The 26823-nt window shown below is 68.0% G+C and carries 27 protein-coding genes; 14 read left to right on the top strand and 13 right to left on the bottom strand.

Annotation, left to right across the window (positions count from 1 at the left end; genetic code table 11):
- Window positions 1-126 precede the first annotated feature (126 nt).
- On the top strand, window positions 127-762 hold the full coding sequence (locus QQK43_RS08545) for a GntR family transcriptional regulator (protein WP_284307423.1): 636 nt from the start codon (window positions 127-129) through the stop codon (window positions 760-762).
- A gap of 74 nt (window positions 763-836) precedes the next feature.
- The gene (locus QQK43_RS08540; protein ID WP_284307422.1) at window positions 837-1727 is read left to right on the top strand and encodes a Dyp-type peroxidase; all 891 of its coding nucleotides are present in this window, start codon (window positions 837-839) and stop codon (window positions 1725-1727) included.
- A gap of 27 nt (window positions 1728-1754) precedes the next feature.
- On the opposite strand, the gene QQK43_RS08535 is transcribed toward QQK43_RS08540, so the two are convergent.
- Together QQK43_RS08535 and dusA are read right to left on the bottom strand one after the other, a co-directional pair.
- Complete coding sequence (locus QQK43_RS08535) at window positions 1755-2207, bottom strand: FKBP-type peptidyl-prolyl cis-trans isomerase (RefSeq protein WP_284307421.1); 453 nt, start codon at window positions 2205-2207, stop codon at window positions 1755-1757.
- A 30-nt stretch (window positions 2208-2237) separates the two neighbouring features.
- On the bottom strand, window positions 2238-3287 hold the full coding sequence (gene dusA, locus QQK43_RS08530) for a tRNA dihydrouridine(20/20a) synthase DusA (RefSeq protein ID WP_284307420.1): 1050 nt from the start codon (window positions 3285-3287) through the stop codon (window positions 2238-2240).
- A 189-nt stretch (window positions 3288-3476) separates the two neighbouring features.
- On the opposite strand from dusA, the gene QQK43_RS08525 reads away from it, so the two are divergent.
- Window positions 3477-4295: a transporter substrate-binding domain-containing protein gene (locus tag QQK43_RS08525; RefSeq protein WP_234265992.1), complete on the top strand. Its 819-nt coding sequence runs from the start codon at window positions 3477-3479 to the stop codon at window positions 4293-4295.
- A gap of 1 nt (window position 4296) precedes the next feature.
- Window positions 4297-6162 carry a sensor histidine kinase gene (locus QQK43_RS08520; protein WP_284307419.1) on the top strand — a complete coding sequence of 622 codons (1866 nt, stop codon included), beginning with the start codon at window positions 4297-4299 and terminating at the stop codon, window positions 6160-6162.
- Window positions 6163-6215: 53 nt separating this feature from the next.
- Here QQK43_RS08520 and phbB read toward each other — a convergent pair whose 3' ends face one another.
- From phbB to QQK43_RS08505, 3 genes are all read right to left on the bottom strand, one after another.
- Window positions 6216-6953: an acetoacetyl-CoA reductase gene (phbB, locus tag QQK43_RS08515; protein WP_284307418.1), complete on the bottom strand. Its 738-nt coding sequence runs from the start codon at window positions 6951-6953 to the stop codon at window positions 6216-6218.
- A 113-nt stretch (window positions 6954-7066) separates the two neighbouring features.
- Window positions 7067-8245: an acetyl-CoA C-acetyltransferase gene (locus QQK43_RS08510; protein WP_284307417.1), complete on the bottom strand. Its 1179-nt coding sequence runs from the start codon at window positions 8243-8245 to the stop codon at window positions 7067-7069.
- A 150-nt stretch (window positions 8246-8395) separates the two neighbouring features.
- A complete protein-coding gene (locus QQK43_RS08505; protein WP_284307416.1) occupies window positions 8396-10234 on the bottom strand; it encodes a PHA/PHB synthase family protein in 1839 nt (612 codons plus the stop codon).
- 130 nt (window positions 10235-10364) lie between these two features.
- On the opposite strand from QQK43_RS08505, the gene QQK43_RS08500 reads away from it, so the two are divergent.
- Window positions 10365-10715, top strand: a complete 351-nt coding sequence (locus QQK43_RS08500; RefSeq protein ID WP_284307474.1) for a hypothetical protein — start codon at window positions 10365-10367, stop codon at window positions 10713-10715.
- Here the strand turns inward: QQK43_RS08500 and pgeF are convergent.
- Both pgeF and maiA read right to left on the bottom strand, forming a co-directional pair.
- A complete protein-coding gene (gene pgeF / locus QQK43_RS08495) occupies window positions 10626-11438 on the bottom strand; it encodes a peptidoglycan editing factor PgeF (RefSeq protein WP_284307415.1) in 813 nt (270 codons plus the stop codon). The genes QQK43_RS08500 and pgeF overlap by 90 nt on opposite strands.
- A complete protein-coding gene (gene maiA, locus QQK43_RS08490; RefSeq protein WP_284307414.1) occupies window positions 11438-12079 on the bottom strand; it encodes a maleylacetoacetate isomerase in 642 nt (213 codons plus the stop codon). The genes pgeF and maiA overlap by 1 nt, the downstream gene beginning before the upstream one ends.
- Before the next feature lie 96 nt (window positions 12080-12175).
- Between maiA and QQK43_RS08485 the strand changes: the two genes are divergently transcribed.
- From QQK43_RS08485 to QQK43_RS08460, 6 genes are all read left to right on the top strand, one after another.
- Window positions 12176-13564, top strand: a complete 1389-nt coding sequence (locus QQK43_RS08485; RefSeq protein WP_284307413.1) for a Rieske 2Fe-2S domain-containing protein — start codon at window positions 12176-12178, stop codon at window positions 13562-13564.
- Window positions 13561-15045 carry a glutamine synthetase family protein gene (locus QQK43_RS08480; RefSeq protein ID WP_284307412.1) on the top strand — a complete coding sequence of 495 codons (1485 nt, stop codon included), beginning with the start codon at window positions 13561-13563 and terminating at the stop codon, window positions 15043-15045. The genes QQK43_RS08485 and QQK43_RS08480 overlap by 4 nt, the downstream gene beginning before the upstream one ends.
- Before the next feature lie 118 nt (window positions 15046-15163).
- Complete coding sequence (locus QQK43_RS08475; protein ID WP_234266002.1) at window positions 15164-15859, top strand: fumarylacetoacetate hydrolase family protein; 696 nt, start codon at window positions 15164-15166, stop codon at window positions 15857-15859.
- A 176-nt stretch (window positions 15860-16035) separates the two neighbouring features.
- Window positions 16036-17082 (top strand): TRAP transporter substrate-binding protein, encoded by a 1047-nt coding sequence (locus QQK43_RS08470; RefSeq protein WP_234266003.1) that lies wholly within the window; start codon window positions 16036-16038, stop codon window positions 17080-17082.
- 62 nt (window positions 17083-17144) lie between these two features.
- Window positions 17145-17699: an NUDIX hydrolase gene (locus QQK43_RS08465; RefSeq protein WP_234266004.1), complete on the top strand. Its 555-nt coding sequence runs from the start codon at window positions 17145-17147 to the stop codon at window positions 17697-17699.
- A gap of 152 nt (window positions 17700-17851) precedes the next feature.
- Window positions 17852-18235: a DUF4189 domain-containing protein gene (locus QQK43_RS08460; protein ID WP_234266005.1), complete on the top strand. Its 384-nt coding sequence runs from the start codon at window positions 17852-17854 to the stop codon at window positions 18233-18235.
- Window positions 18236-18334: 99 nt separating this feature from the next.
- Here the strand turns inward: QQK43_RS08460 and QQK43_RS08455 are convergent, their stop codons facing one another.
- The 4 genes from QQK43_RS08455 to queG form a co-directional block, all read right to left on the bottom strand.
- Window positions 18335-19039, bottom strand: a complete 705-nt coding sequence (locus QQK43_RS08455) for a hypothetical protein (protein ID WP_348533526.1) — start codon at window positions 19037-19039, stop codon at window positions 18335-18337.
- The gene (locus tag QQK43_RS08450; protein WP_234266006.1) at window positions 19036-20058 is read right to left on the bottom strand and encodes an MlaD family protein; all 1023 of its coding nucleotides are present in this window, start codon (window positions 20056-20058) and stop codon (window positions 19036-19038) included. Before QQK43_RS08450 ends, QQK43_RS08455 begins: the two co-directional genes overlap by 4 nt.
- A 13-nt stretch (window positions 20059-20071) precedes the next feature.
- Window positions 20072-20878 (bottom strand): MlaE family ABC transporter permease, encoded by an 807-nt coding sequence (locus QQK43_RS08445; protein WP_284307410.1) that lies wholly within the window; start codon window positions 20876-20878, stop codon window positions 20072-20074.
- 89 nt (window positions 20879-20967) lie between these two features.
- Entirely contained in the window at window positions 20968-22056 is a 1089-nt protein-coding gene (gene queG, locus QQK43_RS08440) for a tRNA epoxyqueuosine(34) reductase QueG (protein ID WP_284307409.1), read from the bottom strand.
- On the opposite strand from queG, the gene tsaE reads away from it, so the two are divergent.
- Window positions 22039-22602, top strand: a complete 564-nt coding sequence (gene tsaE, locus QQK43_RS08435) for a tRNA (adenosine(37)-N6)-threonylcarbamoyltransferase complex ATPase subunit type 1 TsaE (RefSeq protein ID WP_370465244.1) — start codon at window positions 22039-22041, stop codon at window positions 22600-22602. The genes queG and tsaE overlap by 18 nt on opposite strands.
- Window positions 22599-24020 (top strand): N-acetylmuramoyl-L-alanine amidase, encoded by a 1422-nt coding sequence (locus tag QQK43_RS08430; protein ID WP_284307408.1) that lies wholly within the window; start codon window positions 22599-22601, stop codon window positions 24018-24020. Before tsaE ends, QQK43_RS08430 begins: the two co-directional genes overlap by 4 nt.
- 69 nt (window positions 24021-24089) lie before the next feature.
- On the opposite strand, the gene QQK43_RS08425 is transcribed toward QQK43_RS08430, so the two are convergent.
- Window positions 24090-24950 (bottom strand): hypothetical protein, encoded by an 861-nt coding sequence (locus tag QQK43_RS08425; RefSeq protein WP_284307407.1) that lies wholly within the window; start codon window positions 24948-24950, stop codon window positions 24090-24092.
- A complete protein-coding gene (locus tag QQK43_RS08420; RefSeq protein ID WP_284307406.1) occupies window positions 24950-25597 on the bottom strand; it encodes a DedA family protein in 648 nt (215 codons plus the stop codon). The genes QQK43_RS08425 and QQK43_RS08420 overlap by 1 nt, the downstream gene beginning before the upstream one ends.
- 26 nt (window positions 25598-25623) lie before the next feature.
- On the opposite strand from QQK43_RS08420, the gene mutL reads away from it, so the two are divergent.
- Window positions 25624-26823, top strand: a 1200-nt coding sequence (mutL, locus tag QQK43_RS08415) for a DNA mismatch repair endonuclease MutL (protein ID WP_284307405.1), incomplete at its 3' end; no start/stop codon positions are given.

The raw sequence follows: 26823 nt of genomic DNA, 5'->3' as shown, positions 1-26823 counted from the left end.
GCCCACACCATAACCGGTCTATTTTACGTCATTCATAATTATTGATGCAAAATATTGCCTTGACCTGACGCTTTACAATCGCCCGTCCCTGCCTGCCCTACGGGGCTCCGACACGCCGATCACCGCATGACCGACGCCTCCCTCGCACCCCGCGCCTTGTACGAAGAAGTGGCCGAACGCCTTCGGCAGCGCATCTTCCGGCGCGAGCTCGAGCCGGGCAGCTGGATCGACGAACTCAAGATTGCCGAGGAATACGGCATCAGCCGGACGCCCCTGCGGGAAGCACTGAAAGTGCTGGCGGCCGAAGGCCTGGTCACCATGAAGGTCCGGCGCGGAGCCTACGTGACCGAAGTGTCCGAAAAGGACCTGGCCGACGTCTACCACCTGCTGGCCCTGCTGGAATCCGACGCGGCCGGTGTCGTGGCCAGCCGGGCCGAGCCGGCTGCGCTGGAGGCACTGCAGGCCTTGCACGCCGAGCTGGAAGCGGCGGCCGGCGACCGGGACCGCTTCTTCGCCATCAACGAGCGCTTCCACATGCGCGTGCTGGAGCTGGCCGACAACCGCTGGCGGCAGCAGATGGTGACCGATTTGCGCAAGGTCATGAAACTCAACCGCCACAACTCGCTGTTCAAGAGTGGCCGCATCGACGAATCGCTCGCCGAGCACCGCGCCATCATGGCCGCCCTGCTGGCCGGCAACGCCCCGCTGACCATGCAGCGCATGCAGGAACACTTCCAGCACGGGCTGGAAGCCGCGACCTGAACGCCGCCCCCCGAGCGGGCGCAACGCGGCGAGCCTGATAAAGTCCCCGCCCACCAGCACCTCGGAGCCCCTGCATGCCCGTTTCCGACCGCGCCCAGCCCGGCATTCTTGAGAACATCCCCGCGCACGGCCGCTACCTGACCTGCCAGTTGCGCGTCGGCGCCGATCCGCGCACGGTCCTGCGCCGTCTGGCCTCGCAAGCCGATGGCCGCCACACGGTGGTGGGCCTGGGGGCGTCGCTGGTGCGGGAGATTGGCGCAGAGGTGCCCGGCCTGCGCTGCTTTGCGGGCATCGAAGGCGCCCGCACCAAGCTGCCGGCCACCCCGGCCGACCTGTGGCTCTGGCTGCGGGGCGAGGACCGGGGCGATCTGCTCATCGCCAGCCGCCACCTGGAAACCCTGCTCGCGCCGGCATTCGACGTGCAGGACATCACCGACGCCTTCCGTCACGCCCACGGTCGCGATCTGACCGGCTATGAAGATGGCACGGAAAACCCGGAGGGTGCCGAAGCCGAAACCGCCGCCTTGCTGCCCGAAGGGGCCGGCGCCCTCGCCGGCAGCAGCTTTGTGGCCGTGCAACGCTGGCACCACCACATGAGCCGCTTCGAGGCCATGCCCCGCCAGCAGCAGGATCTGACCATCGGACGGGAGCGCGACTCCAACGAAGAGATCGACGACGCGCCGGCCTCCGCCCACGTCAAGCGCACCGCTCAGGAGAGCTTTGATCCCGAAGCCTTCGTGCTGCGCCGCTCCATGCCCTGGGCAGAGAGCAACCAGGGCGGCCTGGTGTTCACCGCCTTCGGCCACAGCTTCGACGCCTTCGAAGCCCAACTCCGGCGCATGTCGGGCGCTGAAGACGGCATCGTCGACGCGCTCTACAGCTTCACCGAACCCCGCACCGGCGCTTACTTCTGGTGCCCGCCGGTGCAAGGCGGGCTGGTCAGCCTGCAAGCCATCGGGCTCTGAGCCGGCCGCCCGGCCGCCCAAGAGCCGTCAGCGCCCGCCGACGCCCAGCAATTCCACGTCGAACAGCAACGTGGCGTGAGGCGGGATGACGCCCCCGGCCCCGCGCTCGCCATAGGCGATCTGGCTGGGGCAGGTGAGGCGGGCCTTGCCCCCCACCTTCATGCGCTGCAGGCCTTCGGTCCAGCAGGGAATCACGCGATTGAGCGGGAACGAAGCCGGCGCGCCCCGGGTGTATGAGCTGTCGAACTCGCGCCCATCGGGAAACAGGCCACGGTAATGCACGCGCACGGTGTCGGTCGCCGACGGACTGGCCCCTTGGCCCTCCTGCAGCGCGCGGAAAACCAGACCCGACGCGGTCACCACCGCACCGGGTTCTTTGGCAGCGGCGTCCAGCACGGCGTTCTGGGCCTGCACCGGCAGCGCCGCCAGGCCCGCCAGGCCGGCCGACAGCGCCAGGGCACGCCAGGTCATTCGGTTCATCTTGAGGTGTCCTTCCAAAAACAAAAGCAATCAGGCCGCGGTGGCCTGCGCCAGATCGTCCGCATCCCGAACCCCATGCGTCTGGGCCAGGGCCCAGACCGCACGCGGCGGTTGGGGTTTGAGGCGGTGGTCGCTCCACACCTGGCGCCACTTGCGCGCACCACGCAGGCCATTGCGCAGGCCCAGCATGTGGCTGGCCACCGAATACCAGGGTGCCCCGTCGGCCGCATGGGCACGCTCCATGTAGGCCACCATGGCGGCCTCCACCGCTTCACGGTCCTGCACACCGGGGGCTTCACCATAGAAGCGCTCGTCCCAATCGATCATCAGCCAGGGGTTGTGATAGGCCTCGCGCCCAACCATCACGCCGTCCACGTGCTTCAGATGTTCGGCAATCTCGTCGCTGGTCCGGACACCGCCATTGATGGCTATCGTCAGATGCGGAAATTCGCGCTTGAGTCGGTAGACGATGTCGTAGCGCAACGGGGGAATTTCCCGGTTCTCCTTGGGACTCAGCCCCTTGAGCCAGGCATTGCGCGCGTGCACGATGAAGACGCGGCAACCGGCCTCGGCCACGGTCCCCACGAAGTCCGCCGCGAAGTCGTAGCTCTCGATTTTGTCGATCCCGATGCGGTGTTTGACCGTGACCGGGATGTCCACCGCATCCACCATGGCCTTGACGCAGTCGGCCACCAGCGGCGCCTCGTTCATCAGGCAGGCACCGAAGGCACCACGCAGCACACGCTCACTCGGGCAGCCACAGTTGAGGTTGATTTCGTCGTAGCCGCGCTCCTGCCCCATCACCGCGCAACGGGCCAGATCGGACGGCTCGCTGCCACCCAACTGCAAGGCCACCGGGTGCTCTTCGGGATTGAACTGCAGATGCTGCGCCGCGTTGCCGTGGATGAGTGCGCCCGTGGTCAGCATCTCCGTGTAGAGCAGCGTGCGGCGGCTGAGCAGGCGGTGCAGGTAGCGACAGTGGCGATCGGTCCAGCCCATCATGGGCGCGACCGACAGCCGCCAACGCTCGGGCGCCGGAAATGCCGTGGGGTGTTCTGCTGGGGGAGAAGGCGGTGACATGGGCAGAATTATCCCAGCCACCCTCAGGTTGACCGAGAAATGGCCGAATTCCCGGTGATCAGGCCTCGGGCAACGACCACAGGTGGTGACAAAAGATACCGATTCTCACAGCGGCGTTCTCGTCTTATATTGCGAGTCTGAACAAGGAGGATGCGGTTGAAGCCTCATCAGCGGCTACTGGGTACAGCCATGATGCTCATCACGGTGCTCACGCTGCTGGCACTGTGGCGGGTGATGGCCGCGCACCCGCCCGGCACGGCCGAACACGTCCGACAGGGCGGCTCGCTGCGCGTGGGTTTTGCCCCGGAAGCCCCCTATGCGTTCTACGACGCCGATGGCGAGGTGACCGGTGAAGCCCCTGAGACCTTTCGCCTGCTGGCCCGGCGCATGGGCATCCAGCGCATCGACTGGGTCCGCCTCGATTTTGCGCAACTGCTGCCCGAGCTCCAGCTGGGCCGCATCGACGCCATCGCCTCCGGCCTCTTCATCACCCCCGCCCGGCAGAAGCTGGCTGTGTTTTCCCTACCGACCGCACGTGTACGCGCTGCCCTCGTGGTGCGGCAGGGAGAACGCCGGCTGCCTCTGCGGCCAACGCTGGAATCCCTGCGCGATCCCGCGCCGCTGCAGTTGGCCACGATCCACGACGCGGCGGAAAACGAGCTGCTGCGCGGCGCCGGGGTAGGCCCGCAACGGATCGTGAGCATCCCCGGCGCCCAGCGGGCGCTGCAGGCCGTTCAGGAAAGCACCGTCGACGCGTTCGCCATCTCGGCCGTCACCGCCCGCCATCTGGTGGCGCAGCATCCGGGCGAGGCGCTGGAGGTGCGGACCCTGGTCGACGCACCGCCGGGACTGCCCGCGTTTGCCTTCCGGCTTGACGACACCGACCTGCGCGACGCCATGAACCAGCAGTTGGCGCGATTCCTCGGCACACAGGAACACCGCCAGTTGGTCGAGCGCTTCGGTTTTTCGATCGACGAACTGCCCCCCTCTGCCCAGGGAGCCCCCTGACATGGCCCCGGTCGAAATCACCGGTCTGAGCCACCAGCAACTGGCCCGCCCATTCCGCACCGCCGTGTTCATGGTGCTGGCGTTCGGAGGCGTCATGCTGCTGATGCTGGTGATGGCCGTCACCTCGTCCCAGCGGGTGCTCGACAGCGGCGTGGCACCCATGCAGGAACTCGTGATGATGGAACGCCTGACCTCGCAGGCGCTCGAGCGGGCCAAGCAGCAACTTCCCACCGGCCACAACGACTGCCACACCGACAACCAGGCCGAAATCTGCGAGGTGCCCCACCTCATGCGCAGCGTCGCGGGCGCGGCACAACGCCTGCTCGACGGCGAAGGCGGTCTGGCGGGCATGCCCCGAAGCCGCCAGTTGGAAGGAGAAGCCCGCGGTCTGGCCCTGCAGCTGCGCGACGGGGCTGCACGCTTGCAGACCGTGCATGCCGATGGCCTGACCATGACCGCCGGCTCGCTGCTGGGCCTTCAGCGCGATCTCATGCAGATCCACCAGGTGGCCTACCGCCTGGAACAGGCGGTACTGGCGCAATTGCGCAAGGAGCTGACCATCCAGCAACGGCTCGATCTGCTGGCCATCACCGCCACCGGTGTACTCATGGCCGCCGCCGTGCTCGCCATGTTCTGGATGTGGGCCCGGGTGCGCAGCGCCTTCGACCGTCTCCACGCCAGCGAAGCGCGGCTGCGGGCTTACGCCGACGCCGTGCCGGATCCGGCCTACATCCTGGATGCCCACGGCGTGGTGCTCGAAAACCTGGGGCACTCCGCCCTGCCCGATCGCCCACCCCCCATTCCGGTGGGAGACCCGGTCAGCGCCCACCGTGCACCCGCAATGGCCGAGCGCATCGTCGCCACGATCAGCGCGGCACTGGAATCGCGCGGCGTGCAATCCCTCTCGACCCAGGTCGCGGACATGCAGGGCCGTCTGCGCTGGTTCGAAGCCCGCGTCGCCCCCATCGAGGCGGTCGTGCCCGTCGACGAGCCCCCCGAGCCCAGCACCCGGCCGGCGCCCGACCGGGTGCTCTGGATCTCGCGCGACGTCACCCGCCATATCGAGACCGAGCAGGCGCTGCGCGTGCTCAACGAACAGCTGGAACACCGGGTGGAAGAGCGCACACGCGAACTGCACGATGCGGCCGAAGAGCTGCGCCGCTTCAACTACACCGTCTCGCACGACCTGCGTGCGCCCTTGCGGGCGGTGGAAGCCTATATGGCACTCGCGCTGGAAGAAGCGGGCTCCTGTCTGCAGCCCGGTGCCCGCGACCTGCTCGAACGCGCGCGCAAATCGGCCCATCAGCTCGCTCACATGGTGGAGAGCCTGCTCAACCTCTCCCGCATCGGCGAAATGCCGGTGCAGCGCACCTGGCTCGATCTGTCGGGCATGGCGCGGGACATCTGCATGGCGTTCGCCGTCGACCAGAAGGAGCGCCATCTGCAGTGGGAGGTCGCCCCCGACATGAGTGCCTGGGCCGACGAACACCTGGTGCGCAGCGTGCTGCAGAACCTGATCAACAACGCGGTGAAGTACAGCGCCGGACGCGATCCGGCCCGCATCGAAGTCGGCGCTGTCACGCAGGACGATGGCACGACGGTGTTCCATGTGCGCGACAACGGCGCCGGCTTCGACATGGCCCGCGCCAACCAGCTCTTCCAGCCCTTCACGCGGCTGCATTCGGCCCGCGAATTCCCGGGCGACGGTATCGGCCTGGCCACCGTACGACGTATCGTGCTGCGGCACGGTGGCCGCATCTGGGCGCAGGGGCAGGTGGATGTGGGCGCCACCATCTATTTCACCCTGCCCGGTCAGCCCGCCCAGCAAACCGGCTCGGCGTCGCCACCGGTACCCGGCGGCCGATAAGCGCACAAAAAAGCCCCGCCGAAGCGGGGCTTTGGGACCGATGCCTGCGGGCCTCAACCCATGTGCAGACCGCCGTTGACGGAGAAATCGGCGCCGGTGGAATAACCGCCCTCCTCGCTGGCGAGCCAGGCAATGATGGAGGCGATTTCACGCGGTTCACCCAGGCGCTTGACCGGCACCGTGGCCACGATCTTTTCCAGCACGTCGGGCCGGATGGCCTTGACCATGTCGGTGCCGATGTAGCCGGGGCTCACGGTGTTGACCGTCACGCCCTTGGTGGCCAGTTCCTGCGCCAGGGCCATCGTGAAGCCGTGCATACCGGCCTTGGCCGCCGAGTAGTTGGTCTGACCGGCCTGGCCCTTCTCGCCGTTGACCGAGCTGATGTTGACGATGCGGCCCCAGCCCTTTTCCACCATGTCGGGCACGACCTGCTTGGTCACGTTGAACATGGAGTCGAGGTTGGTGCTCATCACCGCATCCCAGTCCTCCTTGGACATTTTCAGAAACATGCGGTCGCGCGTGATGCCGGCGTTGTTCACCAGCACGTCGATGGGGCCGTGTTCGGCCTTGGCCTTGGCAAAAGCCTCGACCGTGGAATTCCACTCGGCCACATTGCCGACCGAGGCGTAGAAGGTGAAGCCGAGCGCTTTCTGCTCGTCCAGCCACTTCTGGGCATCGCGCGTCGGGCCGCAGCCGGCGATGACCTTGAAGCCCTCCTGATGCAGGCGCTGGCAAATGGCGGTGCCGATGCCTCCCATGCCTCCCGTGACGTATGCGATCTTCTCACTCATGGTGTGTGCTCCTCTGTGGCCCTCTCGGACCGATTGCTATGAAATGGGTAGCGTTGAATCGGCGTGTGGCGGCTTTCTGAGAAAGGCCGCCTCAAATCACTGTAACCGTGAACTCAGCGCTCGACAGCAAGGGAAACCCCCATGCCGCCACCAATACACAACGCGGCCACGCCCTTCTTGGCACCGCTGCGCTGCATCTCGTGCAGCAGCGTCACCAGAATGCGGCAACCGGATGCGCCGATGGGGTGGCCGATGGCGATGGCGCCACCGTTGACGTTGACCTTGGCCGGGTCGATGTCCAGCACCTTGTTGACCGCACAGGCCTGGGCAGCGAAAGCTTCATTGAGCTCGAACAGGTCCACGTCCGCCGCCTTCCAGCCCGCGCGGGCCAGGGCTTTCTGCGTGGCCGGCACGGGGCCCATGCCCATGGTGGCCGGGTCCAGACCGCTGGTGCCGAACGCGGCGATGCGGGCCAGCGGCGTCAGGCCCAGGGCGGCGGCTTTCTTGGCGCTCATCACCACCACGCCGGCAGCACCGTCATTGATGCCGGAAGCGTTGCCGGCCGTCACCGAGCCGGCCTTGTCGAAAGCGGGGCGCAGGCCCGCCAGGGCTTCGGCGCTGGTCTTCTTGTTGATGAACTCATCGGTGTTGAACACCAGCGGGTCGCCCTTGCGCTGCGGAATCAGCACGTCGACGATCTCGTCCTTGAACCTGCCGGCGTCCTGTGCGGCAGCGGCCTTCTGCTGGCTGCCCAGCGCCAGCGCGTCCTGCATCTCGCGCGTGATGCCGTGGGCCTTGGCCACGTTCTCGGCCGTGATGCCCATGTGGTACTGGTTGTAGACGTCCCACAGGCCGTCAACGATCATGGTGTCGACCATCTTCCAGTCGCCCATGCGCTGGCCATCGCGGCTGCCGTTGAGCACGTGCGGGCTGGCACTCATGTTTTCCTGGCCGCCGGCGATCACGATCTCGCTGTCGCCCCAGGCCACGGCCTGGGCCGCCAGCATCACGGCCTTCAGGCCCGAGCCGCAGACGGCGTTGATGGTCAGCGCCGGGGTTTCCTTGGCCAGGCCTGCTTTCATCATGGCTTGGCGGGCCGGGTTCTGGCCCACACCCGCGGCCAGCACCTGGCCCATGATCACCTCGCCGATGGCGTCGGCCGGCAAGCCTGAGCGCGCCAACAGCGCCTTGATGACGGTACTGCCCAGTTCGGTGGCCGGCGTCTTGGCCAGCGAGCCGCCGAATTTGCCGACGGCGGTGCGGGCGGCGGAAACGATGACGATGTCTTCCATGGTGTGGCTCCTTGAGGGTCGATGAAGGGGGAGGTGAGCGGCCTACCGGCTGTCCGGGGCCCCGCGGGACCGGCTTCACCGGTCCGCCGGAGCGTTCCTGTCGAGGTCGAAACCCGGACAGAGCAGCCGCTCAGTGCGCCAAGCGTGGCTTCACTGTGCTTTGGCCTGGACGTAACGCCCAGGTGCGGGTTCGATGGCCGCGTAGGTCTTGCCCTTGCCGCAAGTCTTGGGGGCGGCAATCTGTTTGCCGGCGTGGCCCTTGAGCCAGGCGGCCCAGTCGCCCCACCAACTGCCCGGGTGTTCGGTGGCGGTGGCGATCCACTCGCTGACCTTCGCCGGGAATTTGCCCGCCGGTCCGATCCAGTGGCTGCGTTTGCCCTTGGCCGCCGGGTTGATCACCCCGGCAATGTGGCCCGAAGCGCCCATGACGAAACGTTTCTTGCCCGGCAGCAGCTGCGTGCTGCCGTAGGCGCCGCCAATGGGCACGATGTGGTCTTCGCGCGAACCGTAGATGTAGACCGGCAGCTTGACCTGGCGGAAATCGATCTTCTCGCCGCAGACGGTGGCCGTGCCCGGCTTCGTGTACCGGTTTTCCAGATACAGGTTGCGCAGGTACCACGCGTACCAGGGGCCCGGCAGGTTGGTGCTGTCGCTGTTCCAGTACAGCAGGTCGAACGGCGGCGGGGTCTCGCCCTTGAGGTAGTTGCCCACCACGTAGTTCCAGACCAGGTCGTTCGGGCGCAGGAAGCTGAAGGTGGTGGCGAGGTCGCGCCCGGGCATCAGGCCGCCCTGGGCGAACTGCACTTCGCGGAACTTGACGAAGTTCTCGTCGATGAAGAGGTCGAGCACGCCGGTGTCGCTGAAGTCGAGCAGCGTGGTCAGGAAGGTGGCGCTTTCCACCGGCTGTTCGCCACGCGCTGCCAGCACGGCCAGGGCGGTGCCCAGCATGGTGCCGCCGACACAGAAGCCCAGCGCGTTGATGGTCTCGGCACCAGCGATGTCCTGCACCACGGCAATGGCGCGCATGACCGCGTCTTCGATGTAGTCATCCCAGGTCTTGTGCGCCAGCGATTCGTCCGGGTTGCGCCAGCTCACCACGAAGGTGCGGTGCCCCTGCTCCACCGCATAACGGATGAAGGAGTTGTCGGGCTGCAGGTCGAGGATGTAGAACTTGTTGATGCAGGGCGGCACCAGCAGGAACGGCCGCTCGTGCACCTTGGCCGTCAGCGGTTTGTATTCGATGAGCTGAAACAGCTCGTTTTCGAACACCACCACCCCTTCGGTGGTGGCCACGTTCTTGCCGACCTCGAACACGCTTTCGTCGGTCATCGACACGTGCCCCTGCTTGAGGTCGTGCAGCAGGTTGGCCACGCCCTTGGCGATGCTTTCACCCTGGGTCTCCAGCGCCTTCTTCTGCGCTTCGGCATTGAACGCCAGGAAGTTGCTCGGCGCGCTCGCGTCGATCCACTGCTGCACCGCAAAGCGCACCCGGGCTTTGGTCTTGCCGTCCCCTTCCACCGCTTCGGCCAGCGCCATCAGCGTGCGGGCATTCAGCAGGTAGACGGCGGCGGAATACGCCGCGACCGGGTTGCTGGCCCAGGCATCGCTGGCGAAGCGGCGGTCGCCCTGGGGCTTGGCGTCCAGCCCCTGGTTCCAGAGCAGCGCCACCTCTTGCAGATAACTGTTCTGGATTTCCAGCAACCGGGCCGGATCGAACCGTACCGACTGGCCCGCCACCTGCTGAAACAGGTCACCCATGGCCGGCATGCCCATCCCGCCCAGCGGCATGCCGAACGGGTTGGCCTGGCCGTTGCCCGAGGGCATGAAGGCGCGGAACATCGCCAGCGGATCAGCCCCCGACGCCCCGGGCGTTGCGCCCGCACCCTGGCCACCCTGGGCCCATTGCTGCCACTGGTTCAGCAAACCCTGCTGGAACTGCTGTGCCGCGTCGAGCCACGGCTGGTGAGAGGATTTCCCTGATGTGTTCATGCGTTGTCTCCGTGCAAGGCCTGCGCCTTATGATCGTTTCCCGCTGGGAAAGATTCCGGGTTTTCCCCAGTGTGGGCGCCGCAGCTTCCAGCAAGCTGACGGTTTTTCTCCCCGTTGTGCAGGTGGTGATGTGTATCTCGTCGTGATCGGTTGGCTCTATGTGGTTTTGATGATGGCAGTGGCCGAAGCATCGAACACCACCGGGAGTGTGCTCGGAGCCATTGTCACCTTTTTTCTTTACGGTTTGCTCCCGCTGGGACTGGTGGTTTACCTGATGAACACCCCCCACCGCAAACGGGCCATCCGGGCCCGCGAAGCGGCTGAGGAACAGGCCAGACAGGCAGCAAGCGCCATGCCAGAAGCCGGAGGTCCCGAAGCGCACGAAGCCCGTTCAGGCCAACCCGATGCAGGCGGCCATGCGGCCGGTGCTGCCGAGCCGGGCAGCGTCACGCCGGTGCGAGAAGAACCGCGAAGCCTGTGACACGGTGCACCAGGGGTCGGTGCCATCGTTGCCATAGAGGCGCGTGACCCCCAAGGCCCGCAGGCGCTGCCGGGCCAGCACCGGCAGATCGGCCAGGAACTTGCCTTCGCGCGCCGAAGGCACGAACGCCGCGTGGGCTGCGGCACCGGCCGCCACGAAGGCGGCCCGCACCTCCGGCCCCACCTCGAACTGCGCAGGCCCGATGCACGGCCCCAGCCAAGCCAGCAGCTCGTCGGCACGGGCTCCGGCCTCGGTCAACGTGGCCACGGTGGCCTCCAGCACGCCCTGGCCGTCGGTACCGGCCAGCCCGCGCCAGCCCGCGTGCGCCGCGGCCACGACGGCCCCGCGCACATCGGTGAACAGCACGGGCAGGCAATCGGCCACCATGATGGTGCAGACGATGCCGGCCTCCGTCGCCACACAGGCATCGGCCTGCATGCCATCGGGGGTGCCTGCCCCGAGCCGGACCACGCCATCGCCGTGCACCTGCTGCAGGAACACCGGACGTGCCCCCAGCCTGGCCGCCAGCGCCTGGCGATTGGCCTGCACGGCCAGCGGCTCGTCGCGCACATGGTCGCCGAGATTGAAACTGTCGAAGGGTGCTGCCGAAGCCCCGCCTTCGCGCGTCGTGAACAGTGAATGCACATTGGCTGGCGCCGGCCAGTCCGGCACGATACCGATGCCGGTCCAGGCCCGACCAGCGGCCATATCGGAACCGGCCATCAGGCTTCCGCGTCCGGGCAGGCCGAAGGCTGGGCTTTCTGGAAAGCCGGCAAAGCCATGCAGGCTTCGAATACCGCCATGGTCAGCGGCAGCCCGTCCAGCGGGCTATCGAAACGGCGGGCGTTGAAGATCTGCGGCACCAGGCAGCAGTCGGCCAGCGTGGGCGTCTCGCCATGGCAGAACGGCGCGGACGGCCCCTGGGCCAGTTGGCGCTCGAACGCCTCCAGGCCGGTGCGCACCCAATGCCGGTACCAGGTGTTCTTGGCTTCGTCCTCCACCTTGAGCACCCCCACCAGGTACTTGAGTACGCGCAGGTTGTTGAGGGGGTGGATTTCGCAAGCCACCGTCTGGGCCAGCGCCCGCACCCGGGCGCGCGCCACCGGATCGGCTGGCAGCAGCGCCGGAGCCGGATGGGTCTCGTCGAGGTATTCGATGATGGCCATGGACTGCGACAAGCGCGTGCCATCGGCCAGTTCCAGCAGCGGCACCAGGCCGTCGGCGGCCAGTGCGGCGTAGGCCGGCTGACGGTGCTCGCCCTTGGCCAGATGGACCGGCACGTAGTCGTAGGCGAGCCCTTTCAGCTCCAGCGCGATGCGCACACGAAACGACGCCGAGGAGCGGAAGTAGTTGTACAGCTTCATGCGGATAGGATAAACCGGGACAGCAGAAACCCAGCCCCTGGGGCACACTGCGCGCTTCGGGTGCACACCCTCGATACACAGACGGAGACAAGGCTCATGAAAGCCGAACAGAACGACACGCTGACCCGGGTCGGCCCGGGCACCCCCGGCGGCGAACTGCTGCGCCGCTACTGGCAACCCGTGGCCCTGCTGGATGAATTCGATCCGGCCCTCGACCCGCGCATGGCGGTGCGCCCCGTGAAGGCCGTGCGGGTGCTGGGCCAGGACTTCGTGCTGTTCCGCGACGCCCAGGGCCGCTTCGGCCTGCTCGACCGCGACTGCCCCCATCGGGGCGCCGACCTGGCCTACGGGCGCAACGAAGGCGACGGTCTGCGCTGCCCCTTCCACGGCTGGAAATTCGACGTCACGGGCCAGTGCACCGAAACCCCGGCCGAGCCGCTGGGCAGCACGCTGTGCACCCGCATCCGCCAGCGCAGCTACCCGCTGACCGAGCGCAGCGGCGTGCTGTTCGGCTGGTTCGGCCCCGAAGGCCAGACGCCTCCGCCCATGCCAGCGCTGGACTGCTTCGAAGCCCCGGGCACACACACCTTTGCCTTCAAGGGCCTGTGGCACTGCAACTGGCTGCAGGCCTTCGAAGTGGGCATCGACCCGGCGCATGCGTCCTACCTGCACCGGTTCTTTGAGGACGGCTCGCTCGACGACACCTACGGCAAACAGTTTCGCGGTGCCAGCGCTGGCGAGGTGGGTGGCGAGCGCTGGCCCATGACCCGGGTGATGCGCGAATTCGGGCGCCCCGAAATCCGTTGCGAAGCCCGGCCCTATGGCCTGCAACTGACGGCCCTGCGCCCGATGACCGACGCGCTGACGCACGTGCGGGTCACCAATGCGGTGTTCCCGCAGACCTTCGTGATCCCGCTGTCGGAGACCATGACGATCACTCAGATGCACGTGCCCGTGGACGATACCCACAACTACTGGTACGCCTTCTTCACCAGCTTCACCGACCCGGTGGACAAGACCACCATGCGCAACCAGCGCCTGGGCAGCGTCACCCTGCCGGGCTTCGTGCCCAAAACCGGACGGCACAACGACTGGGGCTTCAACCCCGAAGAACAGGCCAGCCGCACCTACCTGGGCATGGGGGAAGACGACATCAACGTGCACGACCAGTGGGCCTGCGAAAGCATGGGCGCCATCCAGGACCGCACACGCGAACACCTGGGCACCACCGACAAGGTGATTGCGGCGCACCGGCGCATGCTGCTGGACGCCATCGACACCGTGGCCGCTGGCGGCACGCCGCCCGGCCAGGCCGATCCCGCGCTGCACGGCCTCATCCACGGCCCCGAGACGGTCGACGGCTTCGCACCGGCCCAGGCCTGGCAAGCCTGGTGGCAGCAGACGGTGCAGCGCCGGCGCGCGCAGGCCCCGTGGCAGAACCCGGCCGTCCACACGCCCGCCGAAGACCTGGCCCCGGCGAAATGAGTGCGCCTTCGTTCGCCGAACGCTGCGGCATCCACGACAGCGCACGCGAAGCTGCCTGCCGCCAACTGGCGGCCCTGATCGAGGCTTCTGGCATCGACCGCGTGCGCCTGAGCTGGTGCGACGTGCACGGCCAGTTGCGCGGCAAGACCCTGATGGCCCACGCGGCCGTGCGGGCCCTGCGCGAAGGCGTGGGCATGGTCGGTACCCTGATGCTCAAAGACACCGCCGACCGCACCGCCTGGAAGGTCTTCGAGGCTGGCGGTATGGACGATCTGCCTGGCTTCGCTGGCGCGGCCAACCTCGTCTTGCTGCCCGATCCACACAGCTTCGTGGCCCTGCCCTGGCAGGCGGGCACCGGCTGGCTGCGCTGCCAGCCCTGGTTCGCCAACGGCACGCCTGTGCCGCTCGACACCCGGCGCGTGCTTCAGGACGCCCTGGCCGCCCTGGCGGGCACCGGCCATGGCCTGCGCACCGGGCTGGAGGTGGAGTTCCACATCTATCGCCTGCTGGAAACGCCCGCTGCACTGTCGCCGCAGGCGGCCGCCTGGCCCGGCCCCGCGCCCGAAGTGGCCATGATCCACCCGGGCTACAACCTGCACGCCGAGGCGCTCTCGGACATGGCCGACGAGCCGCTGGCCATCGTCATGCGCACTGCCCAGGCACTCGGGCTGCCGCTGCAATCGCTGGAAATCGAGCTCGGGCCGAGCCAGGTGGAGGCCGTGTTCGACGCCACCGACGCGCTCACCGCGGCCGACCAGATGGTGCTGTTCCGCAACGGCGTGCGCCAGGCCCTGCAACGTGCCGGCTACCACGCCACCTTCATGTGCCGGCCGCCGTTTCCGAACATCATGTCCAGCGGCTGGCACCTGCACCAGTCGCTGACGGATCTGGCCTCCGGCGGCAACGCCTTCGTGCGCGATCAGCCGGCCTCCGGCAGCACGCCGCTGGACGCCCGCCACACCCTGGCCGACACCGGCGCCCACTGGCTGGCCGGCCTGCTGGACCACGCCCATGGCATGACCGCGCTGTGCACCACCACGGTCAACGGCTTCGCGCGTTTCCGGCCGAATGCGCTGGCACCGCAGTCGGCCATCTGGGGGGCCGACAACCGCGGCGCCATGCTGCGTGTGGTCGGGGCCGCCGGCGACACCGCCACGCGCATCGAAAACCGGGCGGGTGAGCCGGCCGCCAACCCCTACCTCTACATCGCGGCCCAGATCCACGCCGGCCTCGACGGCCTGCAGCGCCGCCTGGAGCCACCACCGGCCACGCTCACGCCCTATGCCGAACACGGCAGCCTGCTGCCCACCAACCTGCCCGACGCCCTCACGGCGATGGCCGCCGATCCGGTGCTGGTGCGCGGACTGGGGCCGGCCTTCGTGACCTACCTGGACCGCATCAAGCGCCACGAAGCCGAGCGCCATGCCCAGGCCGAGGATCAGGTGGAATTCGAGCGGCGCGAGTATTTCGCGCGCAGCTGATGCCCGCACCCGTGCGCCCCAGCGGCTGCCTATACTGGCGCGCAGGCCGGGCGGATCGCGCGCCGTCCTTCTCACGCCCCTTCTCCCCAGACACCCGGGTTACCCGAAAGGCCCCTTCATGAGCTACGTCTTCGCCCCTTCACCGGTGGTTTCCGTGCCCGTCATGGGCCGCACCGAGCGCTTCCCTGTGCACCGCGTCTACTGCGTCGGCCGCAACTACGAAGAACATGCCAAGGAAATGGGCTTCACCGGCCGCGAGCCGCCGTTCTTCTTCCTCAAGCCGGCCGACGCCATCGTGGCGGCCGAAGCCGGGCAGACCATCGCCATCGACTACCCGAGCCTGACCCACAACCTGCACCACGAGGTGGAGCTGGTGGTCGCCATCGGCCAGGGTGGGCGCAACATCGCGGCACAGGATGCCCAGCGCCACATCTTCGGCTACGCCGTCGGCCTGGACATGACCCGCCGCGACCTGCAGAACGACATGAAGAAGCAGGGCCGCCCCTGGTGCATCGGCAAGGCCTATGACCAGTCGGCACCGATCGGACCGATCACGCCGGTGGCCGACGCCGGCGACGTGGCCCAGGCGCCGATCTGGCTGCAGGTCAACGGCCAGGACCGGCAGCGCAGCACGGTATCCAAGCTGATCTGGAACATCGGCGAGACCATCGAACACCTGTCACGGGCCTGGGCGCTGCAACCGGGCGACCTGATCTACACGGGCACGCCCGAGGGGGTTGGAGCGGTGGTCAGCGGTGACGTGCTGCAGGCCCATGTGCAGGGCCTGGAAAGCCTGGTGGTCTCGATTCGCTGAACCAAGGGTTTACCCGCGGCAGCGTTCGGACATAATTTCACCTATCCGAATTCATTTCTCATCGGTAAACGGCCTATCCACCCTTCTCCAAGGGTTTGACCTCTACCGCCAGTGAATCGGCACGGGTAAATTGCCTCACCAACCGGTCCACCCGGACCCCTCAGGAGACACCTTCGATGATCCAACGCCGCACCCTTCTCCAATCTGGCGCCGCCTTTGCCCTGGGCGCGCCGGCATTGGTGGGTTTCGCCCAGCAAAGCGTCACCCTCAAGTTCCATACCTTCATGGCACCGCAGTCCAACGTGTGGCTGAACATGCACAAGGCGTGGATGGACAAGGTCACCAAGGACTCCGATGGCCGCATCAAGTTCGAGGCCTACCCCGCCATGCAGCTGGGTGGCTCACCGGTGCAGCTGTACGACCAGGCCAAGGACGGCGTGGTGGACATCGTCTGGACCCTGCCGGGCAACACCCCGGGACGCTTCCCCCGCATCGAGGTGTTCGAGCTGCCGTTCATGATGAACAACGCCGAAGCCACGTCCCGCGCGTACTGGGAATACGTTCAGACCGTGGCGGCGGACGAGTTCAAGGACGTCCACCCCATCGCGCTGCAGGTGCATGGTCCCGGCATGTTCCACATGCGCGACAAGCTGGTGAAGACCGCCACCGACCTGCAAGGCTCCAAGGTGCGCGGCCCGACCCGCCAGATCACCAAGATGCTGGGCTACCTGGGTGCCACACCCGTGGGCATGCCGCTGCCGCAAATCCCCGACGCGCTGTCCAAGGGCGTGATCAACGGCTGCGTGATCCCCTGGGAAGTCGTGCCCTCGGTCAAGGTGCACGAGCTGGCCAAGTTCCACAGCGAATTCGAGCCGGCAGGCGGCGCGCTCTACACCACCACCTTCGTGATGGCGATGAACAAGGGCAAGTACGCTTCGCTGCCGCCCGACCTCAAGGCCATCATCGACAAGAACTCCGGCATCGAGACCTCGGCCTGGCTGGGCAAGGTGCAGCAAGGTGGTGACGCCGCCGGCCGCGAAGCAGCGGTCAAACAAGGCAACACCATCTACACCATCCCCGCCTCCGAAGCCCAGGAATTCAAGCGCAAGGCGCGTCTGGTCGAGGTCGAGTGGGTGCAGGACATGGACAAGCGTGGCTTCAACGGCAAACAACTGCTGGAAACCGCCAAGGCCCTGATCGAAAAACACGGCAAGAAGGCCTGAGCCTTCGCGCTGTTTCCGAGGGACCGCAAGGTCCCTTTTTTTTTGCCCCTACACTCCTTGGCATGCAGCGCAACCCCATCAAACACTGCCGGGAATGCGGCGCCGCCGTGGTCTACCGGCTGCCCGACGACGGCGACACCAAACCACGGGCCATCTGCACGGTGTGCCAGACGGTTCACTACGAGAACCCGCTCAATGTGGTCGGCACCGTGCCGGTCTGGGGCGAACAGGGCGAGTACGTGCTGCTGTGCAAGCGCAACATCGAACCCCGCTGGGGCAAGTGGACGCTGCCGGCCGGCTTCATGGAACTGGGCGAAACCACCGCCGAGGGGGCCCGGCGCGAAACCGACGAAGAGGCCGGCGCGCTCATCGAGATGGGCGAGTTGTTCACGCTCATGAACGTGCCGCGTGTGGGGCAGGTGCACCTGTATTACCGCGCCCGCCTGCTCAGCGACCGCTTCAACCCCGGCCACGAGACACTGGAAGCGCGCCTGTTCACCGAAGCCGAGATTCCCTGGGAAGAAATCGCCTTTCGCACGGTGCGCGAAACCTTGATTCACTATTTCGCCGACCGCCGCCAGGGCCGCTTCGGCTTCCACACCCTCGACATCGCCTGACAAAACCGGCCCGATGATGCGGTGCCACCACGTTTGGCCGGTCGCATCACCCCGAAGCGCCCCGCAAAGGTTGACCACCTCCCCGACTGGGCGACAATGTGCCCAGCCGAGTTACCGGAACACACAACTGTCACAGAGGAGTTCGCACCGTGATGCCAAGCTTGAAATGGGCCGTACTGGCCGCCTCCGCCAGCCTTCTCGTCGCCTGCGGCGGCAGCAACGAAGGCACCCCCAACGGGGCCATCGCCTACAACCCCGCCACCGGGGATGCCGCGATCTACGTCAATGCGACCACCGAAGGCCAGGCCCGTTCCGAAGCGGTTCGCAACTGCGGCACCACCGCTTGCGACGTGGTTCTGACCTTCTCGGGTGACGGCGTCTGCGGTGCCATTGCCCTGAGCGCCAATGGCGTCATTGGCGTCGCCAAGGACGATTCCGACGCCGAAGCGGAAGTGGGTGCTGTCACCAATTGCCAGGCCAAAGGTGGCTCCAGCTGCTACATCCCGGCCGCTGTCCGGGGCGATTGCAACGGCTGAGCCAGCACCAGCCCCGCATCTGCCCACACCGCAGATGCCTCTCCACCCGGCCCCTGCCCAGGCGCCGGGTTTTCTTTCGCCGGTACGACGGGCCGGGGCTTACTTCGTCGGCGATGGCCCACCGACCAGATCGATCCGGCGTTGCAGCCGCTGCACATCGTCCTCTGCGCCGCCGCTGCGAGCGCGCTCCTGCTGCACACGCAGCCAGGCCATCAAAGGCCGGCGCCAGCCCTGGGCCGAAGCGGTCGCCACGGCATCGGCCACCACCGCCGGGCTGGCCTGTCCACGCAGCAGCAGCACACCGGCCGCCACCAGGCGCGACAGCGGGTCATCGATGCGGGCCAGTGCAGGCGCCAGATCGGTGCCCGCCCCCGCCAGGCTGGCCTGGGCCAGCGGGCGCTGGGCGGACGGCAAGCGCTCGGCGTCGGCACTGCCCGCTTCGCCCTGCAGATAACGGGCATAGGCCTGCTCCGGCGCCGCCGCATCAATGGCCAGCGGTGCATAGGCTTCGCAGGCGTCGAAAACCAGCGCCGCCACCCGCGTGGCGCAATGCGCCAGTTCCAGCCGCGCAGCCAGCGCTGGCTGGCCGGTGCGCGCCACCTCGCTGCGCGCGCGCGTGATCTCGGCCTGCGCCACCCGGTCGTTGCCCGCAAGCCAGGCATCGGCCGCCCGCTCGACCGCACTTTGGGCGTTCATCTGCCAGTCGGGCGGCGGCGGTGAGCTGCTGCAGGCGGCGAGCACAGAGGTGGTCAGGAGTGTGGCGAGGGCAAGCCGCCCAAAGGTGTTCGGGCGCATGGGGGTCATGGCAAGGTGATTTCCGTTTCGCGTTTGAACGGCCATTTGCGGTTGAGGTCGTTGATGAGGCCCTCGACCTTGCGCAGGCTGGCCTCGACATCGGCGCGCAGCAGGCCCAGATCGGCGGTGGCTTCGCGGGTGTTGCTGGCGATGCCTTGCGCTTCCACCAGCAGAGCATCCACCTTCTGCAGGCTGCCGCGGGTGTCGGTGAGCAGACCGTTGAGCTGCTGCACGGTGGCCCGCGCATCGCCCACCAGCCCCCCGCCGGCCGCGCTGCCCGGCGCACCACCGTCCTGGCCGAAGACCTGCCGGTCGGCGTTGGTGACCAGCGAATCCAGCCGCGCGGTCAGACCGTCGGCACGCGCCAGCAGCGTGTTGGCGCGATCGATCACCTCGCCCACCTTGCGCGCGTCGGCCTCGTTGCCCATGAGCAGCCCCATCGCGCCCTGCGGCCCCTTGAGGCGCTCGGTGGCCACCAGGGCATTGGCAAGGGTCTGGTTGAGGGCCGAGTCCGCGCCCGTCATCTGGTTGAGGTTGGTGAGCAGGTCGCGCACCTGCGCCACGAGTTGCGGGATCTCGGCCGCCGCATCGCCCCGCAGCACGTGCCGTTCGGCCCCGTCTTCGAGCGGCGGATCGCTCAGCACCCCGCTATAGGCCCGGATGCGGGTGCCGCCGACCAGCGCCTTTTCCATCGTGAAGATGCTGGACGTGCGCAGCCAGCGCGCGTCGCGGGTGGGCACGTCCACCAGGATGCGCACGTTGCCGTCGTCCGCCAGATCGATGCGCGCGACGCGGCCGATCGGAAAGCCGGCAAAGGTCATGGTCATGCCGGTGGCCACCCCTTCGGAATCGTCGGAGATCAGTACCAGGCGCTGCGTGCGCTCGAACACCCCACGCGCGTACATGACATACAGCGCCGAACCGGCCACGAGCAGCAGCATGAGCAGCAGCAGCAACGCCGCCTTGAATTCGAGGTTGCGCACCGACTCGGGCGTGCCGGGTTCGGGGGAAGCAGGTGGCTGGGTCATGGGGGGGTCGGTGTCAGTAATAGTTGCCAAGCAGCGATACCACTTCGAGCAGCAGCAGCACCGACAGCAGGCGGGCAAACTCGGAAATGTCGCTGCGGCGCGAATAGCCACCCAGCACGTCGCGCTGCGCGCTCGATCCCATCGGCACAAAGGCGACCGCCAGGCTGAAGAACAGGGTCTTGAGCACGAAGATCAGCGACACCGCCGGCGTGAACACGCTGCCCACGCCCCGGTTGTAGGCGGCCAGCCCCCAGGGCGAAAAACCGTAGACGTTCAGATAGGTCAGCACCAGTGCCGTCAGGCCACTCAGGGCCGCCAGCAACCACACCGAAAACGCGCCCGCCAGCGCGCGCGGCAGCATCTGCTCGCGCAGCAGGGTCTGCGGCTCGTGATACACGCCGCGGCGGTGCTGGTCGGCCAGCAGCCGGCGGATGCGCTGGGCCTCCGGCATGGTGTAGCGCAATGCCACGAACAGCGCGGTGTACAGCGGGATCAGCTCCAGCACCAGGGTGCGCACCAGCACTTCGAGCGCGTACTGCGACAACCCGTAGCTGAAGGCGGTGGCCACGACGATGCGGATCAGCACCAGGCTGACCAGGGCCGAAAGCACCAGAAACCAGGTCAGCAAGGGCGCGCTGGCCCGGTACAGGTGCGACAGCACCGCGCTGCGCTCGGCGGGGCTGTCGTAGCTGGACGGTGACAGCGCCAGCACCACGATCTGGGCACCGATCAGCATCACCTGCCACCAGGCGCGCCAGGCGGCCAGCACCTGCTGCCCCCAGCGCAGCAAAAGATCGTGCATCGACGCGAGCAGGTTCATGCAGACGATGATAGCGGCGCCACGCCCTCCGTTCCCCCAGAAACCCCGCAGAAGGCAACCGATTGTGAAATGCTGCCGGCCCGCCGGCCTCAGCCGCCGGCAGGCTTTTGCGCCAGCGCCCAGTCCACATGCTCACGCACCAGGGCACTCGGGTGCCTGGCGCGCGCGGCCAGCGCTGTGCGCCAGGCCGCGTCCTCGCGGTGGCGCAGCGCGTTGCCCAGGGCCACGGCCACGTTGCGTAGCCAGCGTTCGTGGCCGATGCGGCGGATCGGGCTGCCTTCGGTGCGCTGCAGGAACTCCGCCTCGGACCAGCCCAGCAAGGTGGCGAGATCCGCACCGGCCAGACCCGGGCGCTCGTCGAAATCGGGCAAGGCGCTGCGCCGCGCAAACTTGTTCCACGGGCACACCAATTGGCAGTCGTCGCAGCCGTAGATGCGGTTGCCCAGCAACGGCCGCAGTTCGGCCGGAATCGGCCCGGCGTGTTCGATGGTGAGGTAGGAAATGCAGCGGCGCGCATCGAGCCGGTACGGCGCGACGATGGCCCCGGTCGGGCAGGCCTCGGCGCAGGCGTTGCAGGCCCCGCAGTGCGAGGACACGGCCTCGCTGGGCGGCAACGCGATGTCCACATACACCTCGCCCAGAAAGAACAGGGAGCCGCCCTCGCGGTGCAGCACCAGCGTGTGCTTGCCGCGCCAGCCCTGGCCGCTGCGGGCCGCCAGTTCCGCCTCGAGCACCGGCGCCGAATCGGTGAAGGCGCGGTGCCCGAAAGGCCCCACCTCAACCGCCAGCCGTTCGGCCAGCTTCTGCAGGCGCTGGCGCAACACCTTGTGGTAGTCGCGCCCCCGGGCGTAGACCGACACCACCGCCTCGCCCGGGCGCGTCAGCCGCGCCAGCTCGCGCTCGGTCCAGTCCGGCGCCGCGTCGCGCGGCAGGTAGTCCATGCGCGCCGTGAGCACGCTCACGGTCCCGGGCACCAGCTCGGCGGGCCGGGCGCGCTTGAGCCCGTGGCTGGCCATATAGTCCATGGAACCGTGGAAGCCCGCCGCCAGCCAGGCCTGCAAACCGGGTTCGGCGCTCGAAAGATTCACGCCCGCCACGCCGATTTGGGAGAATCCCAGTTCCCGGCCCCAGGCCTGAATCCGTGAGACGAGTTGAGCAGCATCCAGACCGGGTTTCATGACCCGCGCATTGTAGAAACGCCCCCGGCCGCGTGGTCCACCCAATGGGCCACCGAAGCCGACACCGCCGCGTTCGCGCAGCGCCTGGCCGCCTGCCCGGCCATTGTGCGCGCCACCCTCGTGCTGCACGGCGACCTGGGCGCCGGCAAAACCACGCTGGTACGCCACCTGCTGCGCGCCCTGGGCGTGCAGGGCCGCATCAAGAGCCCGACCTACGCGGTGGTCGAGCCGCACAGCAGCACCGCGTGCCCGTTGCTGCAGCCCGGCGAGACGCTGTCCATCTGGCACTTCGACTTCTACCGCTTCACCGACCCGCGCGAGTGGGAGGATGCCGGTTTCCGCGAACTTTTCGCCAGCCCCGGCCTCAAGCTGGTGGAATGGCCCGAACGCGCCACCGGCCTGATGGGCGTGGTCGATGCCGAACTGACCCTTTCCCCCGATCACGACATGGCCCATCCGGACACCGCTGAAGCCCCCGCCCGCCGCGTGACCTTGCTCGCCCACACACCGGCTGGCCAGCAACTGCTGGAGGCCGCCCGCTCATGACGGCACCCCCGCCCGCACGGCGCCACCTGCTGCGCGCAGGCCTGCTGATCCTGCTGATCGGGCGGCAGCACATCGCCTGGGGTGCCACCGTCATCGCCGTGCGCCTGTGGCCCGCCCCCGACTACACCCGCGTCACCATCGAATCCGACGGCGCGCTGCGCCTACGGTCGACACGCACCGACAACCCGCGCCAACTGGTCGCCGACATCGAAGGGGTGGACCTGGTCGAGAGCCTGCAAAGCCTGGCCAGCCAACTGCGCACGGACGACCCCAATCTGGCCGCCGTGCGCGTGGCACCGGCCGGCCCGGGCGTGGCCCGGCTCACACTCGACCTCAAGCAGCCTGTGCGACCGCAGGTGTTCCAGCTCACGCCGGTGGCGGCCTACCAGCACCGGCTCGTGCTCGATCTGTACCCGCAACACGCCGTCGACCCGCTGGACCAGTTGGTGGCGCAGTACATGCGCGACACCGATGCCAGCAGCGAGCGCGCCGCGCGCCTGCTGGGCCTGGATCTGTCGGCACTGCGCGAACCGGGCGCCGCCGGTGCGCCTGCCGCCGAAGACCCCCTGGGTCAGCTGATCGCCGAGCGCGAACGCCAGCAGCCACCGGCCACGGCCGCCGCAGCCCCATCCGCGGCGGCGCCCGCCAGCACGCGCCGCGGCAAGACCGCCCCCCCCGGCAGCTCATCGGGCACCGAGCGCCTGATCCTCGTGGCGCTCGACCCCGGCCACGGCGGCGAAGACCCGGGCGCCATCGGGCCGGGCGGCACGCGCGAGAAGGACGTCGTGCTGCAAATCGCGCTGAAGCTGCGCGACCGCATCAACAGCACCCGCATCAACGGCAACCCCATGCGCGCCTACCTGACCCGCGACGGCGACTTCTTCGTGCCGCTGAATGTGCGCGTGCAGAAGGCCCAGCGTGTCCGGGCCGACCTGTTCATCAGCATCCACGCCGACGCCTTCATGACGGCACGCCCGCAAGGCGCCAGTGTCTATGCGCTCAGCACCAAGGGTGCCAGCAGCGCCGCGGCGCGCTGGATCGCCGACAAGGAAAACGCGGCCGATCTGGTGGGCGGCCTCAACGTGCGCAGCAAGGACGCCACCGTGCAGCGTGCCCTGCTGGACATGAGCACCACGGCCCAGATCAAGGACAGCCTCAAGGTCGGCACCGCGATGCTCGGCGAGGTCGGCCGCGTCGGCAAGCTGCACAAGCCCCAGGTCGAACAGGCCGGCTTTGCGGTGCTCAAGGCCCCCGACATCCCAAGCGTGCTGGTCGAAACCGCCTTCATCAGCAACCCCGACGAAGAAACCCGCCTGCGCAGCGCCGCCTACCAGAACGACCTGGCCGACGCCCTGTTGCGCGGCGTGGTGCGCTACTTCCAGCAAAACCCGCCGCTGGCCCGCACGCGCACGCTGTAAACATCCGGCGGCCGATCACCGCCGGGTTGCCGCCGCCACCCGCCCGGCACGCAGGCGGCCAAGCCGCGATCAGTCGGCGCGCTGCCGCGCCAGCAAGGAACCGAGTCCCGCCGCCAGCGTGTCAACCAGGCGCCGCGCGGCTTCGGTGTCGGGCCGGGCCACGGTCGGCGTCTTGTTGACGTCAAAAATCACGGCCTCGCCCTGGTGCATCACGAAGTCGATCTTGCCGTAGTCGATCTGCCACTGGCGCCGGAAGCGGCGCAGATTGGGCGGGATCTCGCGCACCAGATCGGGCCGGTAATCGCCGCTGGTGATGACCGGATAGGGGGCAGTTTCTGCGCGGGTGAATTCCGCGTCGCCCAGGAAATACCACTCGCGCAGCACATACTGGCCGTCGTGGCGCTCGGGGACAAAACGCTCGATCACCAGTTGCTCATCGTCCCACCAGGCGTCGGGAACGTCGTCGGCCGAGGGCAGAACCTGGTAGTCGGCCTTGCTGCTGATGACATGGCCCGAGGCCGACCGCGGCGGCGGTGTTTCCCCCGCAGCGCGGCGCTCGGGTTGGCCCGCGTAATTGAGGCTGGATTTGACGATCACCGGCCCGGTGTAGCCGTCACCGCGAAAGACCTGGTGGTGACTGAGCCGGCGCTTGCGGATGTCGGTGAGCCCTGCATTGACGGTCGCGGGAAAACGGGCGGCCACGGCCTGGTAATCACGCGGCAGCACCGACAGGTCGACGTGCATGAACAGCAGGTCGGCCGCCGGCACATCGCGCGGGTCCGCATGGCGCACCACGCGGCAGCGCGGCTCCCAGGCCTCCAGGAGGAAACGGGCCAGGTAGGTGCTGTCTCGGGACGGGCTTTTCGGGTGCTCCAGCAGCAGGATGCTGGCCGGTAACGCCCCCCCATGGCCTGCGGCAGCGGGCCGCATCAGGCCGCCTTGTTCTGGCGGCTGGCGCGCCAGCCACCGATGATGGCGATCAGGCCCGGCACGAAGATCAGCGCCCAGATGATCTTGCTCAGGTTGGCCTGCACCCAGGGCAGGTTGCCGAACCAGTAACCGGCGGCCGTCAGACCGATCACCCAGATCACGGCACCGATCACGTTGTAGGCGGTGAACTTGCTGCGCGTCATCTCGGCCACGCCCGCCACGAACGGTGCGAAGGTGCGGATGAACGGCATGAAGCGCGCCAGGATGATGGTCACGCCGCCGTAGCGCTCGTAGAAGTTGTGCGCCTGGTTGAACGCGTTCTTGTTGAAAAAGCGCGAGTTTTCCCACTGGAACACCTTGGGGCCGAAATAGCGCCCGATGCTGTAGTTGAGCTGGTCGCCCGCGATGGCGGCCAACAGCATCAGGCCGGCCGCCAGCGGGTAGTCGATCAGCCCGGCGCCGCACAGCGCCCCGACGATGAACAGCAGCGAATCGCCCGGCAGGAAGGGCATGACGACCAGCCCGGTCTCGACGAAGATGATCAGGAACAGCAGCGCATAGACCCAGGCGCCGTAGGTCTGCACAAACGCCTGCAGGTGCTTATCCACATGCAGGATGAAGTCGATCAGCATCATTACCAGTTCCATGGCGCGCGATTATCCCTGCAGCGGCCATGGCCCCGGTGCGCCGTTCTTACAATGAACGCGTGAACGCACCCCAGCCCCTGACCGCCCCGCCCCGCCGTCCCATCCGGGAGCTGCCCGACGAACTGATCAGCCAGATCGCGGCCGGCGAAGTGGTCGAGCGCCCGGCCTCGGTGGTGCGGGAACTGGTGGACAACGCGCTGGACGCCGGCGGCACCCAGATCACCGTGCGGCTGCAGGCCGGCGGCGTGCGCCTGATCAGCGTCGAAGACGACGGCGTGGGCATCCTGCGCGACGAACTGCCCACCGCGCTCAAGCGCCACGCCACCAGCAAGATCGCCAGCCTCCAGGAGCTGGAAGCGGTCGACACCATGGGCTTCCGGGGCGAAGCGCTGGCGGCCATCTGCTCCATCGCGGAAGTCAGCATCCTCACCCGCACCGACGACGGCGCCACCGCGCACGGCTGGCTGCTGGACGGCCGCAGCGGCGAACTGCAGCCCACCGCCCGCACCCGCGGCACCACCGTGGAAGTGCGCGAGCTGTTCTTCGCCACCCCCGCGCGGCGCAAGTTCCTGAAATCGGAAAGCACCGAACTGGCGCACTGCATCGAAGCCGTGCGCCGCCACGCGCTGGCGCGGCCCGAAGTGGGTTTTGCCATCTGGCACGACGGCAAGCTGGTCGCGCAGTGGCGCGCCGTGGCGCCCGACCTGGCCGGCGGCGAGCACACCCTGGACGCGCTGCGCCGCCGTCTGGCCGACGTGCTGGGTGAGGACTTCGTCGAGCAGGCCGTGGCCGTGAACTGGCCGGCCGACGCCGTGCCCGGTGAAGCGGCACTGGCGGGCGGCGTGCAGCGGCTGCAGGTCTGGGGTTTCGCCGGCGTGCCCGACGCCGCGCGATCGCGCGCCGACTGGCAGTTCGCCTACGTCAACGGCCGCTTCGTGCGCGACAAGGTCATCACCCACGCCGCGCGCAGCGCCTACGAAGACGTGCTGCACGGCCACCGTCAGCCGGTGTACGCGCTGTACGTCCACATCGATCCGACCCGGGTCGACGTGAACGTGCACCCGACCAAGATCGAAGTCCGCTTCCGCGACAGCCGCGAGGTGCACCAAGCCGTGCGCCACGCGGTGGAAAGCGCCCTCGCCGCCCCGCGCTCGACCGCGCATGCGGTGCTGCCCACGGCCCCCGCCCTGCCGCCAGCGGGCGGGATGCCGACCGCTGGCGCGCCC

It is taken from the genome of Hydrogenophaga electricum (assembly GCF_030160815.1).
Classification (GTDB): domain Bacteria; phylum Pseudomonadota; class Gammaproteobacteria; order Burkholderiales; family Burkholderiaceae_C; genus Hydrogenophaga; species Hydrogenophaga electricum.
This window is presented reverse-complemented; position numbering and strand designations above follow the sequence as displayed.